Consider the following 13,464-nt stretch of genomic DNA (forward strand, 5'->3'; position numbering starts at 1 on the left):
GCGGTCCCCTACCCGACTCCAAAGCCTTCTCATGTTTGTCGACTAACATTATTTCAGTTACAGATTCGATCTTACCTATCTTTTTCTCTCATATCACCGGCAGGTGATCTCATTGCCGGACACGTCCCACTATCCCGTTAAACTTTAATTGATAAGTTCAAACAACCACCTCACAACTCCTTATTTCTCCTTGAGTTTGATGGAATGATAACTCTCTTTAGGTTCCAGTGTATTTGATTCATCTCTTTATCGAGTCTTCCAAGACACCCTTTAGCAGGCGCTGTTAGAGAACCTTGGCAGTAAAGTTGTATCCTCCTTATTAATTGAAGCTTTTTCAGTTGATTTATCGGCCTAACAGTATTACATTAGCCGCCGTTGCGAGCGCCCCACTACATTAAAGCGTTCTAAAGACGCTGCTAAATACAGGAGATTACAATGGTCCACGTCTTCACACGCCTCATCCCTCTGCTACTGCTACTACTGCTAAGCCAGCCGGCGTTCGCCGCCCAGGGGCTGGCGATCGACCCGGCTACCTGCCTCGGCTGCCATGGAGATAAAATCTCCGCAGAGAAGATGGCAGTGTCGGTGCACGGCAAAAACGGCTGCACCAGCTGTCACGTTGAGATCGTCGAGCTCGCCAAGCACATGAAGGGCGAGATCAAGGTCGGCAAAGTCAAGTGCGTCCGCTGCCACAAGAAGGAAGCTGCCGAACATGCTCTCAGCGTCCACGCCGAGAAGGGTGTCCAGTGCGCCGGTTGCCACACCGACATGCACAGCCACACCTCCTGGAACAAGGACAAGCGCCGGGTGCTCGCCAAGTGCGTGCAGTGCCACTCCGACGAGAAGGGCTTCCTCACCTCGGTCCACGGCAAGGGTGTAATCGCCGGGAACCAGGACTCCGCCGCTTGCAACGACTGCCACAACCTGCACGAGATCAAGGCGCTGGGCAACCCGAACTCGCACACCAACCGCGAATTCCACACCAAGGTCTGCCTCCGCTGCCATGCCGATGCCAAGCTGGTCGAGCGCAACCATATCTCCGAAGTGGCCGTCAAGAGCTACATGGAGAGCTACCACGGCAAGAACTACCGCCTCGGCTATCCGGAGAAGGTTGCCGGCTGCGCTGACTGCCACACCGCGCACGGCATCCTCCCGTCCAAGGATCCGAACTCCTCGGTCAACCCGAACAACCTCGTGAAGACCTGCTCCAAGTGCCACGACAAGGCGAAGACGCCGTTCACCAAGTTCTACGCCCACGGCGAGCACAACGACCGTGAGAAGTACCCGATCCTGTTCTACACCTTCATCGCGATGACCGGCCTCTTGGTAGGCACCTTCGCCGTGTTCTGGGTTCACACCCTGCTCTGGATGATCCGCGGCTTCGTCGAGAACCGTGAGAAGGCTGCAGCACTCGAAGAAGGGGTCATCCTGCACCACGTACCCGAAGGGCACAAGCAGTACCGCCGCTTCAAAAGGGTCCATGTCTTCATGCACCTTCTGGTCATCATCTCCTTCCTCGGCCTGTCGCTGACCGGCCTGCCGCTCAAGTTCAGCGACCAGGTATGGGCGAAGTTCCTGATGGACCTCTACGGCGGGGCGCCCAACGCAGCTGCATTCCACAGGGTTTGCGCGGGCATCACCTTCGTCTACTTCTCCATGGCGCTGGCCATGAGCATCCACTTCCTCTTCATCAGGAAGGACATCAAAGGCAACCCGCTGCAGAGGCTCTTCGGACCTGACTCCCTCTGCCCGAACCTGCGCGACATAAGCGATGTCGTCGGCATGGTCCGCTGGTTCTTCTTCAAAGGGCCGAAGCCGGCCTTCGAAAGGTGGACCTACTGGGAGAAATTCGACTTCATCGCGGTCTTCTGGGGTATGTTCGCCATCGGCGGCTCCGGCCTCATGCTCTGGTTCCCCGAGTTCTTCGGCATGTTCCTGCCGGGTTGGGCCTTCAACGTAGCGACCATCATCCACTCGGACGAGGCGCTCCTGGCGACCGGCTTCATCTTCTCGGTCCACTTCTTCAACACCCACGGACGTCCGGAGAAGTTCCCGATGGACTTCGTCATCTTCAACGGCCAGATGTCCAAGCACGAGTTCGTCGAAGAGCGTGGCGATCAGTGGGCACGCTACGAGAAGGAAGGGATCACCGAGAAGTTCGCAGCCAAGAAGTCTTCCGGCATCTTCTACGACTTCTGCCTGAAGGCCTTCGGCTTCACCGCGCTGTTCATCGGCATCACGCTGCTGATGCTGATGGTCTACGCCTTCATGCACCCGCACCACTAAGCGGCTGCTGAAGCAACAACTAAAAAGGGCCTCCCGAATGGGAGGCCCTTTTTTATTTGAACCGCCAACCCCGCTTTTCCGGAAGCGGGGTTTCTTTGTTCTTTACCCGAAGATCCTGTTCTCCTGTTCCTGAACCCTGATGAAGGTGGTCCGCTTGGTGAGCTCCTTAAGGGCTGAGGCGCCTACGTAGGTGCAGGCGGAACGTACCCCCCCCAGGACGTCGCGCACCGTTTCGTCGATGGGGCCGCGGTAGGGGACCTCCACGGTCTTTCCTTCCGAAGCGCGGTAGGAGGCGACGCCGCCTGCGTGCTTGTCCATGGCTGTGGTGGAGCTCATGCCGTAGAAAAGCTTGAACTGCCTCCCCCCGCGTTCAAGGAGCTGCCCCCCGCATTCGTCGTGCCCGGCGAACATCCCCCCTAGCATGACGAAGTCGGCTCCCCCTCCGAACGCCTTGGCGACGTCGCCGGGGCAGGTGCAGCCGCCGTCGGAGATGATCCTCCCCCCTAGACCGTGCGCCGCGTCGGCGCATTCGATCACCGCGGAGAGTTGCGGGTAACCGACTCCCGCCTTGACCCGGGTGGTGCAGACCGAGCCCGGACCTATGCCGACCTTGACGATGTCGGCGCCGGACAAGAGCAGTTCCTCTACCATCTCGCCGGTGACCACGTTCCCCGCCACAATGGTCTTCTCCGCGTACGCCTCCCTCATCTTCGCCACGAACTCAACAAAGCTCTCGGCATAGCCGTTGGCGACGTCGATGCAGATGAATTCGAGCTTGGGGTGTTTTCCCAGGATGGCGGAGACCTTCTCGAAATCGGCCTCGGAGGTTCCGGTGCTTACCATGATGCGGGGGTAGATGTCGTCGTTGCGGCTGGCGAGGTAGGCGTCCCACTCGGCAATGGAGTAGTGCTTGTGGATGGCGGTGAGCATCTCGTGGGACGCCAGCCGGTCGGCGACCTCGAAGGTGCCGGTGGTATCCATGTTCGCTGCGATGACCGGCACCCCGGTCCATTCGTGCCGGCTATGCAGGAACTTGAAGTGCCGCTGCAGGTCCACCTGCGAACGGCTCTTGAGATTGGACCGCTTGGGTCTGATGAGGACATCGCTGAAACCGAGCTTTATGTCGCTTTCCAGGAACATCTTATTTCTCCTTTGAACCGTCGGGTGTGTCTCACAATGCCGGTATCATTTGCCCAAACACTGGATCGGGTGCAATCGGTAACGGCATTGATGATTGCAAGAGCTACAACCGGCACTATATCAACAAGTAAAGAGAGTATCGGAATTCTACGGCAAGACAACACGGAAGGTGCATCTGTGGCTGTTGCGGCGGAGAAAACGGTGTGTTAGAGTGCCGGCCGGGGGTAATGACAATGCACGAACAGGAGCGGCTGCGCCGGCAGCGCTGGTTTATCTTCTTCATCCTGGCCTTGGTCTACATCATGGTGTACTTCTACCGCGTCTCGCTCGCGGTCGTCGCCAAGGACGTCTCCCACGACCTGGACCTCACCCCCGCTCAGCTAGGCTCACTTTCCAGCATCCTCTTCTACGTCTATGCCGCGGCCCAGATCCCGCTGGGGCCTATGATCGACCGGCTCGGGAGCCGGGTGGTCATCAGCTGCTCGGGGGTGCTCACCGCCCTCGGCGGCATCCTCTTCTCGCAGGCGGCCAACATGGGGCAGGCCATGGCCGGCCGCGTCCTCATCGGGATCGGGACGGCATCGGTGTTGATGGCGACCTTCACCATCTTCAGCCACTGGTTCACCAAGCAGGAATTCGGAAAGGTCTCCGGGATGATGGTCGCGACGGGAAACCTGGGGAACCTGGCGGGGACGGCGCCTTTGGCCCTGGCGGTCGCAGCGGTTGGATGGCGCAACTCGTTTCTATCGGCGGGGGTGCTGCAGGCGGTGGTCACGGTGCTTGTCTTCGGGCTGGTGCGCGACCGCCCCCCCGTTACCGAGCGGCATGAGGAGGAAGCGCCGGCCCGGCTGGGGATGCTGGAAGCCTGGAAAAAGATCGTCTCCAACGGGGACTTCTGGCTTTTGGCTGCGGTAGCGTTCGCCTGGTACGGGAATTACCTGGCGGTGCAGGGGCTTTGGGGTGGTCCCTACCTGATGGAAGTGGCAAGGCTTTCCCGGGAGGAAACGGGAAGGATGCTGATGTACACCTCGCTCGGGTTCATCACGGGAAGCCTCATGATCGACCACGTGGCGCGCAGGATCTTTCACTCCTACAAGAAAACCCTGCTCGTCGGGCAACTGCTCTTGTTGCTCCTCATGACGAACTTTCTGGGGCTCGCCGACAAGATGCCGACTGTGGCGCTTTCCGCCCTGTTCTTCGGCCTGGGGCTTTGCGTCTCCAGCGGCGTGATGATCTATCCCATCGTCCGCTCCATGTTCCCGGTAGCCATAGTGGGGACGGCACTCACGTCGCTCAACTTCTTCGTGCTGCTGGGGGCCGCATCGGTGCAGCAGGGGATGGGGATAGTGATCGGCGCGGTCGCCAAGACGACCCCGGAGGCAACGGCTCAGGCGTATCACTCGGCGTTTCAGCTCCCCATCGGGGCACTTGCCTTCGCCGCGGCCATGTTCTTCTTCGCTAAGGATTACTGGGAAAAGTAGCAGGGAGGCAGGGGCTGGGGGCTGGGGACTGGGGACTGGGGCTAAGGGGCGAGTTCTTCTAGCGCCGACCGGAAGGCCTGCAGGGTCTTGGATCTTGTAAGCTTTTTCAGTTCGCGCTCAAGTTCTGCGTCTTCGACATTGGAGACCACGCCTTTGATCTTCCCCAGGACCTGGGCGTCGCCGCAGAAAAGGGCGCAGTAAAGGGGAAGCAGGTCGATTAGGTAGCGGTGGAGCATGGCTTTTCTTTCGGCGAGGTCCGGTTCGGCTGCAGCGCGCCCGCGCAAACGCTCGAAGAGCATGGGCTCGCCGATGCCCCCCCTGCCGAGCATGAGGCCGGCGGCGCCGGTCTGCTCCAAAAGGCGCTGCCCACCCGCCGCGCTCCTGATGTCTCCGTTGGCGATGACCGGGATGGAGGTTTGGCGCACCACCTCCGCCGTCACCTCGTGATCGGCCCAGCCGTTGTAGGCCTGGCGCACGGTGCGCGGATGGAGCACCAGGAAGTCCACACCGGACCGCTCGAAGAGAGGGAGAAGCGAGAACACCTGCTGCGGGTCTTCGTACCCCGCGCGGAGCTTGATGGAGAAGGAGCCGTGGATCGCCTCGCGCAGCGCAGGGATGATCTCTTCCAGAAGTTCCGGCTTTTTCAGCATACCGCCGCCGGTAAGCCCGCTGGTCATGCGGCCGTAGGGGCATCCCATGTTCAGGTTCAGGTGCACCGCCCCCGCGTCCTGCGCGGCTTGCGCCGCGGAAACGAGCGCCTCCCGCCCGTGCCCGATCAACTGCACCACTAGGGGAATCCCGTCCTCGCTGGCACTGATCTCGCGCAGGTCGCCCGGCATGAGGCGCTTCTTGGCCGACACCGGGTTCACCCGCATGAACTCGGTCCAGACCACGTCCGGACGCACCCACTTGGTGAAAAGCGAGCGGAGCGCACGGTTGGTCAACCCCTGCATGGGGGCCAGCATGAGCGGCTTCACCCCGGGAAGCCAGGGGAGCTTCGAGGGTGCTGGCGCAGGTGTTGCGGAATTCGGCTGGAGGGCTTGGTGGCGCGGGTTTTCCATGGTCATCTGTGCGGGCTTTCGCTTCGGTAGCTGTTGTGAAACGGGGAGGCGGCTGGCCGCCTCCCCGGGATGGTGCGAACTGCTTGCTACTTGATCTCGAGGAGCTCGATCTCGTAGGTGATGTCCTCGCCAGCCAGCGGGTGGTTGGCGTCGACGGTGATGGTTTCTTCGCTGACCTCGACCACGACAACCTCTACCGGCTCGTCGTCGTCGCCGGTAAGCTCCAGCTCCATGCCCACTTCCGGGATGATCTCGCCGGTGAGCTGCTCTCGGCTGATGGTGAAGACCTCGTCCTCGTCGTACTCGCCGAAGGCGTCCTCGGCAGGGATCACCACGGTTTTCTTCTCGCCCGGGGCCATCCCTACCAGCGCCTCTTCGATCTGCGGGAAGAAGTCCTCGTTGCCGATGGTGATTTCCAGCGGACCGGTCTCCCCGCAGCCGCAGCCGTCATCGTCGCAGCCGCAGTTGTCGTCTTCGCAGCAGCCGGTTTCCTGGATGGTGGTGTCGAATACGGATCCGTCTTCCAACTTGCCGGTGTAATTGATAAGTACCTTGTCGCCCTGTTTTGCAGTCGCCATTGCTTTTATTTCCTTCTCTTTGGATATTTGAATGCTATCGGGGGATGGTACGTGTGACCGTGCCCGGTAGTCCAGTAAAATCTGTGTTTACAATGTCACTTTTTTGCTGCGGTCTGGGGAAGGGGGGGCAACATATCGGAAAAAGGAGGAAGCGCCATGGATGAAAAGCACGAGAAGAAGCAGAAGGTGACCGTGGAAGAATGGACCTCCAGGTTCAGGGCCATAGGTCTGGACGACGAACAGATGGGGCACTGGCACACGCTTTTCGAACGGGAGAATCCATCGGGCCACCAGAGCTTTCTGGAATGGCTGGGGCTCCCCGAGGAGCGCATCGCCCTGGTACGCTCGAAGTCGGCTGAATCGAAGAAGTAGCGGCAAGCGCCGCTTCAGGGATTCGCGACTCCCTTGCTCCGCTTCCTGGCGGCGAAGTTATAGCACTGCAGGTAGGTGACGATGGTGAGGACGAAGCTGTAGTAGATCACGCTCAGAACCAGGGTGGGGGTCGCAGGTTTCAGCGCCAGGATGAAGATGAAGAAGAATCCGAAAACGGCCATCTTGATGACGTCCGACCACCGCTTCTGCTTGGTGAAGGCCTTGAGCTCCTCCTGGTTCAGCGTCTTTCCGATCAGCGAGAAATCGCGCTCCGCTTCCTTGCCGGCAAACCGGAAGATCGGATAAAAGAGTAGCAGCTGGATCACGAATGCCGCCACGACTCCGCTCATGAACTGGTCCCCTCTCCCGAGTAGCTGGAGCCTCTGCTGGAAAAGCACGGCCATGAAAATGAGCAGTGCGATCAGCGCGCACTGCGCGACGGCAAAAATCCGGATCGTTTTTTTGATTTTCGGCAGGTCCATGATAGGGGGCATGTAATCTCCTGTGATCGGTAGTCCCCTGCTGCAGGGCGAGATGGCGCTACCATAACAAATATAATGTTGTTATACAACACAAAGGTCTTCCCTCCCTCCGCCCCGGGGGACGACACCTCTTTTCCTATTTTTAGCATTGATCCTTGCTTAAGAATCGAGTAATTTTAGCGAGCTTGCCAGAAGGACGCTTTGCGCCCATCCCTGCCGCGGTGTTTTAATAGTGGAGGTGCCGAAGCTTCCGGCAAGGCGGTATCATTCCCAGAAACAGAAGGAGTACGACTTATGGAAGCGACGCTCGACGGCACCGAACTGCGGGTGCTGGGCTCTTTGGTCGAGAAAGACCTTACCACCCCCGAATATTACCCGCTCTCCCTGAACGCCCTGGTGAATGCCTGCAACCAGAAGTCGAACCGGGATCCGGTTTTGAGTCTCGACGAGTCCCAGGTGACCCGCGCGCTCGATACGCTGAGGTTCAAGCAGTACGCCCTGGTCTCGGGGAGCGGCGGACGGGTCGCCAAATACCGCCACGCCCTGGTGGAGAAGTTCCGCTTCTCCCCGGCGGAACTGGCCATCCTGTGCGAACTGATGCTGCGGGGTCCGCAGACAGTGGGAGAGCTTAGGGGGAGGGGAGAGCGGATGCACAAGTTCTCCGATCTCTCCGAGGTGGAGTCGGTGCTGGCAGACCTCGCGGAGCGCACCCCTTCCTTGGTGGCAAAGCTGCCGCTGCAGCCCGGGCGCAAGGAGCCGCGCTACTGCCAGCTCTTCAGCGGCGAGCCGGACCTCTCGGAGCTTGCGGCGCAAATGGAAGCGCGCGGTGCGGGCGCCGACGGCGAGAAGATAGCCCGGCTGGAGCAGGAGCTCTCCGAGCTGCGCGAGGAAGTGGCGTCCCTGCGGGAGACTATCGCGGAATTCAGAAAATCGTTCGAGTAGAGGAGCAACAGATGTCTGCAATCAAGGAAGAACTCGCCACGAAGATCGACAGCACGGACTGGCTGTCGCTGAGGGCGCACCTGGAAAGAGGCGGGGTCATCATCGTCGATCCCATGCTGGACCTAGCCGAGGTCGGAGCCGCGGTGGCGAACGACGAGGTCAAAACTGTGGAGCGCTGGCTGTTGTCGGGGCTTCTCTCCAAGCCGTCAGCGGAGCAGATACAGGCCTGGGATGCCGAAAGCGGCAAGTCGTTTCTCTGCCTGATCGTCTCCCCCTACGTGCTGGCTCAGGAAGAGCGCCCCGTCAAGGGGTGACAAAGGAGGCTTCATGGAAAAGGAGCAAGTAGCGGAGGTATCCTGTTCACGCTGCAGCGCCGTCTGGCAGAAAAGCGGCACCACTAACTGCTGGAGCGGGGATCCCGGGACCGCTCCCCCCCGTCCCGGCAACTGCCCGGCGGGAAGCTTTCCCGGGGTCGTGGCGCAATCCGCGGAGATGATGCAGGGAACCGGAGACGACGCGAAGATGGCCTTCGTCGCCGCCCGGGTGGAGGGGCTTTGCTACCAGCCCATACCAGGCAACGATGCGGTGAACGCCCGCTGGACCCGTGTCGAGGACACCATCGCCTTCGCAAAGTTGATGGGTTACCAGCGCATCGGCATAGCCACCTGCATCGGCCTTTTGGAAGAGAGCGACCGGCTGGCCGCGATTCTCAAGGCGCAGGGTTTCACGCCGCTGAGCGTCTGCTGCAAGGCAGGCAGCCTCGACAAGAAGGAGTTCGGGCTGGCCGAAAGCGACAAGGTACGGCCTGGCACCTTCGAGCCCGCCTGCAACCCGATCGCCCAGGCGCGCATCTGCAACGACCTCAAAACCGACATGAACATAATCGTCGGCCTGTGCGTGGGTCACGACATGCTGTTCAACAAGCACTCCGAAGCACCGGTCACCACCTTGGTGGTGAAGGACCGGGTTACCGGCCACAACCCGGCCGCCGTTCTCTACGGTCAGAATTTCTATTACAAGCGGCTGCAAAAGGGGCCGATGGTCGTTGAATGATTTATTCAGAGCCGGCTGCGGTACCGCAAAGCAGAGGTCGTAGGCTCATAGACAAAGCAGAGGTAGCCCGTTGAGGTATCACACACCCGGTTAAAGACAGGAGTAGACATGAAAAGGTTTGGACTTATTGTCGTCATGATGGCTATTGCCGCTCCGGCCTTTGCTGCAGCAGCTAATGATGTCATCGCTAATGCAGCTAGAGAAAACGGGGCTATACAGACGGCATCAGGAATGGTGTACAAGTCCATAAAGGACGGAAGCGGTCCTTCGCCTAAGGCATCAAGCGTGGTGGGGGTCGATTATCGGGGCACCCTCCCAAATGGCCGAGAGTTCGATAGTTCCTATAACAGCAAGATGGTCACAAAGTTCCCGTTGTCATCGGTTATTCCATGTTGGACTGAAGGTCTACAAATGATGAAGGTCGGAGGTAAAGCCAAGCTCGTCTGTCCTCCTGAGCTCGCCTATGGAAGTCGCGGTGCGGGACAAGCCATACCGCCGAATGCCACTCTCATATTTGAGGTTGAACTGCTCAGCATAGAATAGGCATGGGGCACCCTCCCCATCTCCTACCCGTGGCGCAATGACTCCAACAAAAGCTTCTCTTGACCGCCGCTCCCAAAGGAGCGGCGGTTTTCTGTTTTTTTGACGCGGTCGCGATGCGCCTACTCCATCGGTGACGGTATTTTGACGCTGTTTCCGAGGCTTTGTCCTAACATCCCGATTCTTTGTCGTTTGCTTATCTGCATCACCTGTATATGAGGAGCGATAATTAGAGCGGTGGTAAGCGGTGAAATAAAAAAATAAAGATCTTTTCGGTGGATCCGGCCGCGGCTGTGATATGGCTTATATTACTGTAATTGCAGGATAATTGTGAGACAGCCGTTGCTATTTGAAGATGGTGACGGCGCAGTGGAACCAGGATTTAGTTGTTAAGTAAATCGCTGTTAATTAATTGGGCACGCAAGGTGTAGAACGGATTCCCCATCGGCCGCAGTAGTAAAAAAACCGGCAAGAAGCCGGAACAAAAACCAGAAAGGGGAGAACACCATGGCAACCAGTGATATTTCTTTGACCGCAGGCATGAGGACCAACCTTCTTAACCTGCAGAACACCAGCCAGCTTCTGAACAGAACGCAGCAGAGGCTGTCGTCGGGCAAGCAAGTCAACAGCGCGCTTGACAACCCGACCAACTATTTCGCAGCGCAGAACGCGAACCAGCGCGCCAGCGACCTCGCAGACCGCAAGGACGGCATGTCCGAAGGGGTTCAGACGGTTTCGGCAGCCAACGCCGGCATCACGGCGATCACCGGTCTGATCAACGCAGCGAAAGGTATTGCACAGTCGGCACTTTCCACCAGCGACACCCTCACCAGGTCCAAGCTGGCGACCCAGTACGACACCATTCGCAGCCAGATCGACAACATTTCGTCCGACTCCGGCTATCGTGGCCTGAACCTTTTGAGCGCCAACAACACCCTCACCGTCAACTTCAACGAGAACGCCAGTTCCAGCCTCAACGTCGTCGGGTTCCTGGCCACGTCCACCGGTCTGAGCATGGGTGCGAACAGCGGCGCCTGGGCCACCGCCTCGGACATCACCACCGACACAGCGAAGATGGATACCGCCATCTCGACCTTGAGGTCGAACACCCAGACCCTGGCAGCGAACCTGAACATCATCACCACGCGCCAGAACTTCACCGACTCGATGATCAACACGCTGCAGACCGGCGCCGACAACCTGACTCTGGCCGACATGAACCAGGAAGGCGCCAACATGCTGATGCTGCAGACCCGTCAGAGCTTGGGTACCACCTCGCTCTCCATGTCCTCGCAGGCAGCGCAGTCTGTTCTCAAACTCTTCTAAACCTCAACTCTACCTGGAGGGGGAATCCCCCTCCAGGTACGACCCTGAAGCAGCAATCGACGATCAGGACCCCATTCCCCCCAGTAGCACCTCCCCACCTACTTTTTTCGAATTCAACGATTTTTTGACACCCCGGTTGCCCGCGGGCGTGCAACTCAAGCTCACAAGGCCAAAACGGCCTGGCTCGGTCCTGCCGTCTTCGCGGGGAATCTCACTGGCCCTGCGCCGTTCGCGGCACGTGCGGCAGTCCCGCCTTCACCGTGAAGCCGCTTCTTCGCTTGAACGGAAGACCTCTTCCTTGCGGTGGATGGCGCCTTTGGGGGTGAGGACGCTGGAGTAGAGGACGTACTCGGTTGCGGGGAAAGGGGGGTAGGCGAGCCCGCGGTGCAACGACTCGAAGGCGGCGACCGCAGCAGGGGGCGTCTCTTTCAAGCGGGCGAGCGTTATGTGCGGGGAAAAAGGGCGGTCTTCCGGTGAAACACCTGCCGGTTGCAGCGCGGATTCGATCCGCTGCTGCAGGGCGATGAGCTCGGGGTGCGGTTCCAGCCCGACCCAAAGCACGCGGGGATAGCCGCGCGCAGGGAAGTGGCCGACCCCGGCTACGCGGAGGGGAAAAGAGGGGAACTGCACCGCGGATAAGGCCTTCTCTATCTTGGAAACTGTCTGAGGGTCGACGTCTCCTATGAAGCGCAAGGTGAGATGGATCTCGGAAGGAGCGACCCACCTGGCGCCTGTCACAGCGCAGGAAAGCTGTGAGAGAGAGGCTTTGATTTCCTCTGGCAGATCGATGGCAACGAAGAGTCTTGGCAAGGTGGCCTCCTCGTGGAAATGCAGGAAGAGTATCTGGGAGTGCAAAAAACGGTTGACTAACTGAAATTTGAGTGTTAGACAGTATAGCTTTGGTGATCTGAATGTAAAGGCGCTGACACATGCTCGACGCGAGATACATACGCGAAAACCTGGAAACTGTAGAGGCGCGGCTCAAAACCAGAGGCGAAGGCGTTGATATTGCGCTCTTCAAGGAACTGGACGGCCGTCGTCGCGAACTTCTGCAGCAAAGCGAGACCCTCAAGGCACTGCGCAACAAGGTGACCGAAGAGATCGCGCGACTGCAGGACAAGAGCCAGGCGGCGGAGCGCAAGACCGAGATGCGCGAGGTCTCGCAACAGATCAAGGGGATCGACGAGTCGCTCAGGAGCGTCGAAGAGGAACTGCAGAACTTCCTGCTCACCGTTCCCAACGTACCCAATGAGACCACCCCGATAGGTAAGTCCGAAGAGGACAACGTCGTGGTGCGGACTTGGGGCGAGGTCCCGACGCTTTCCTTCGAGCCGAAACCGCACTGGGAGATCGGCGAGGGACTCGGCATCCTCGACTTCGAGCGCGGCGCCAAGCTCGCCGGAGCACGCTTCACCCTCTACCGTGGGGCTGGAGCGAGGCTCGAACGCGCTCTCATTAATTACATGCTGGATCTGCATACTGACGAGCATAAATATATTGAAATGCTCCCGCCCTTTATGGTAAACAGGGAATGCATGACCGGGACCGGGCAGCTGCCCAAGTTTGAGGAAGATCTCTTCCATATGGAAGGGGTCGATTTTTTTCTCATCCCCACGGCTGAAGTACCGGTAACCAACATACACCGCGGCGAGATCCTGAAGGGTTCCGATCTCCCGATTTCTTATGTTGCCTACACGCCCTGCTTCCGCAAGGAGGCTGGTTCTTACGGCAAGGACACGCGTGGGCTGATCAGGCAGCACCAGTTCAACAAGGTGGAACTGGTCAAGTTCACCTCCCCCGAGGATTCCTACCAGCAATTGCAGAAGCTGCTTGGCCACGCCGAGGAAGTGCTGCGCAGGTTGCAGATACCTTACCGGGTGGTGGAGCTTTGCACCGGCGACATAGGTTTTTCCGCCGCCAAGACCTTCGATATCGAGGTCTGGCTGCCGGGACAGAACTGCTACCGGGAGATTTCCTCCTGCAGCTGCTTCGAAGATTTCCAGGCCCGTCGCGCCGGGATTCGGTTCCGCCCGGAAGAGAAGGCCAAGCCCGAGTTCGTGCACACGCTGAACGGCTCCGGCCTCGCCGTCGGCAGGACCCTGGTGGCGGTGCTGGAAAACTACCAGCAGGCAGACGGCTCGGTGCTGATCCCCGAGGTGCTCAGGCCTTACATGGGCGGGGCAGAGAGAATCAGCTAGGCTTT

General features: G+C 59.2%; 14 protein-coding genes. 9 read left to right on the forward strand and 5 right to left on the reverse strand.

Going from position 1 to position 13,464, the window contains the following annotated elements:
• Positions 1-435 precede the first annotated feature (435 nt).
• The gene (locus GBEM_RS00465) at positions 436-2,286 is read left to right on the forward strand and encodes a cytochrome c3 family protein (RefSeq protein WP_012528534.1); all 1,851 of its coding nucleotides are present in this window, start codon (positions 436-438) and stop codon (positions 2,284-2,286) included.
• Positions 2,287-2,388: 102 nt separating this feature from the next.
• Here the strand turns inward: GBEM_RS00465 and GBEM_RS00470 are convergent, their stop codons facing one another.
• Entirely contained in the window at positions 2,389-3,426 is a 1,038-nt protein-coding gene (locus tag GBEM_RS00470) for a GMP reductase (protein WP_012528535.1), read from the reverse strand.
• Between the two features lie 233 nt (positions 3,427-3,659).
• Here GBEM_RS00470 and GBEM_RS00475 point away from each other — a divergent pair, with 233 nt between their 5' ends.
• Entirely contained in the window at positions 3,660-4,907 is a 1,248-nt protein-coding gene (locus tag GBEM_RS00475; protein ID WP_012528536.1) for an MFS transporter, read from the forward strand.
• 41 nt (positions 4,908-4,948) lie between these two features.
• On the opposite strand, the gene GBEM_RS00480 is transcribed toward GBEM_RS00475, so the two are convergent.
• Together GBEM_RS00480 and GBEM_RS00485 are read right to left on the reverse strand one after the other, a co-directional pair.
• Positions 4,949-5,974, reverse strand: coding sequence for a tRNA dihydrouridine synthase (locus GBEM_RS00480; protein ID WP_012528537.1), 1,026 nt, complete (start codon positions 5,972-5,974; stop codon positions 4,949-4,951).
• Positions 5,975-6,054: 80 nt separating this feature from the next.
• Positions 6,055-6,546: an FKBP-type peptidyl-prolyl cis-trans isomerase gene (locus GBEM_RS00485; RefSeq protein WP_012528538.1), complete on the reverse strand. Its 492-nt coding sequence runs from the start codon at positions 6,544-6,546 to the stop codon at positions 6,055-6,057.
• Positions 6,547-6,702: 156 nt separating this feature from the next.
• Between GBEM_RS00485 and GBEM_RS00490 the strand changes: the two genes are divergently transcribed.
• Positions 6,703-6,918, forward strand: coding sequence for a MerR family transcriptional regulator (locus tag GBEM_RS00490; protein ID WP_012528539.1), 216 nt, complete (start codon positions 6,703-6,705; stop codon positions 6,916-6,918).
• Between the two features lie 14 nt (positions 6,919-6,932).
• On the opposite strand, the gene GBEM_RS00495 is transcribed toward GBEM_RS00490, so the two are convergent.
• Complete coding sequence (locus tag GBEM_RS00495) at positions 6,933-7,412, reverse strand: hypothetical protein (protein ID WP_012528540.1); 480 nt, start codon at positions 7,410-7,412, stop codon at positions 6,933-6,935.
• 282 nt (positions 7,413-7,694) lie between these two features.
• Between GBEM_RS00495 and GBEM_RS00500 the strand changes: the two genes are divergently transcribed.
• The 5 genes from GBEM_RS00500 to GBEM_RS00520 all read left to right on the forward strand — a co-directional run bounded on the left by GBEM_RS00500 (position 7,695) and on the right by GBEM_RS00520 (position 11,261).
• Positions 7,695-8,342, forward strand: coding sequence for a YceH family protein (locus GBEM_RS00500; protein WP_012528541.1), 648 nt, complete (start codon positions 7,695-7,697; stop codon positions 8,340-8,342).
• Positions 8,343-8,353: 11 nt separating this feature from the next.
• Entirely contained in the window at positions 8,354-8,656 is a 303-nt protein-coding gene (locus GBEM_RS00505) for a DUF2288 domain-containing protein (protein ID WP_012528542.1), read from the forward strand.
• Positions 8,657-8,669: 13 nt separating this feature from the next.
• On the forward strand, positions 8,670-9,395 hold the full coding sequence (locus GBEM_RS00510) for a DUF1847 domain-containing protein (RefSeq protein WP_012528543.1): 726 nt from the start codon (positions 8,670-8,672) through the stop codon (positions 9,393-9,395).
• Between the two features lie 108 nt (positions 9,396-9,503).
• Positions 9,504-9,938 carry an FKBP-type peptidyl-prolyl cis-trans isomerase gene (locus tag GBEM_RS00515; RefSeq protein WP_012528544.1) on the forward strand — a complete coding sequence of 145 codons (435 nt, stop codon included), beginning with the start codon at positions 9,504-9,506 and terminating at the stop codon, positions 9,936-9,938.
• Between the two features lie 504 nt (positions 9,939-10,442).
• Complete coding sequence (locus tag GBEM_RS00520) at positions 10,443-11,261, forward strand: flagellin N-terminal helical domain-containing protein (protein WP_012528545.1); 819 nt, start codon at positions 10,443-10,445, stop codon at positions 11,259-11,261.
• A gap of 255 nt (positions 11,262-11,516) precedes the next feature.
• Here the strand turns inward: GBEM_RS00520 and thpR are convergent, their stop codons facing one another.
• The gene (gene thpR / locus GBEM_RS00525; protein WP_012528546.1) at positions 11,517-12,071 is read right to left on the reverse strand and encodes an RNA 2',3'-cyclic phosphodiesterase; all 555 of its coding nucleotides are present in this window, start codon (positions 12,069-12,071) and stop codon (positions 11,517-11,519) included.
• A 119-nt stretch (positions 12,072-12,190) separates the two neighbouring features.
• Here thpR and serS point away from each other — a divergent pair, with 119 nt between their 5' ends.
• Positions 12,191-13,459: a serine--tRNA ligase gene (gene serS / locus GBEM_RS00530; RefSeq protein WP_012528547.1), complete on the forward strand. Its 1,269-nt coding sequence runs from the start codon at positions 12,191-12,193 to the stop codon at positions 13,457-13,459.
• The last annotated feature ends 5 nt before the right edge of the window (positions 13,460-13,464 follow it).

Source organism: Citrifermentans bemidjiense Bem (assembly GCF_000020725.1).
Taxonomy (GTDB): domain Bacteria; phylum Desulfobacterota; class Desulfuromonadia; order Geobacterales; family Geobacteraceae; genus Geomonas; species Geomonas bemidjiensis.

Coding starts and splice junctions, on each gene's coding strand:
- serS (WP_012528547.1), top strand. CDS start 12,191: ATGCTCGACGCGAGATACATACGCGAAAACCTGGAAACTGTAGAGGCG.
- GBEM_RS00510 (WP_012528543.1), top strand. CDS start 8,670: ATGGAAAAGGAGCAAGTAGCGGAGGTATCCTGTTCACGCTGCAGCGCC.
- GBEM_RS00495 (WP_012528540.1), bottom strand. CDS start 7,412: ATGCCCCCTATCATGGACCTGCCGAAAATCAAAAAAACGATCCGGATT.
- GBEM_RS00520 (WP_012528545.1), top strand. CDS start 10,443: ATGGCAACCAGTGATATTTCTTTGACCGCAGGCATGAGGACCAACCTT.
- GBEM_RS00505 (WP_012528542.1), top strand. CDS start 8,354: ATGTCTGCAATCAAGGAAGAACTCGCCACGAAGATCGACAGCACGGAC.
- GBEM_RS00465 (WP_012528534.1), top strand. CDS start 436: ATGGTCCACGTCTTCACACGCCTCATCCCTCTGCTACTGCTACTACTG.
- GBEM_RS00475 (WP_012528536.1), top strand. CDS start 3,660: ATGCACGAACAGGAGCGGCTGCGCCGGCAGCGCTGGTTTATCTTCTTC.
- GBEM_RS00480 (WP_012528537.1), bottom strand. CDS start 5,974: ATGACCATGGAAAACCCGCGCCACCAAGCCCTCCAGCCGAATTCCGCA.
- GBEM_RS00470 (WP_012528535.1), bottom strand. CDS start 3,426: ATGTTCCTGGAAAGCGACATAAAGCTCGGTTTCAGCGATGTCCTCATC.
- GBEM_RS00490 (WP_012528539.1), top strand. CDS start 6,703: ATGGATGAAAAGCACGAGAAGAAGCAGAAGGTGACCGTGGAAGAATGG.
- GBEM_RS00485 (WP_012528538.1), bottom strand. CDS start 6,546: ATGGCGACTGCAAAACAGGGCGACAAGGTACTTATCAATTACACCGGC.
- GBEM_RS00500 (WP_012528541.1), top strand. CDS start 7,695: ATGGAAGCGACGCTCGACGGCACCGAACTGCGGGTGCTGGGCTCTTTG.
- GBEM_RS00515 (WP_012528544.1), top strand. CDS start 9,504: ATGAAAAGGTTTGGACTTATTGTCGTCATGATGGCTATTGCCGCTCCG.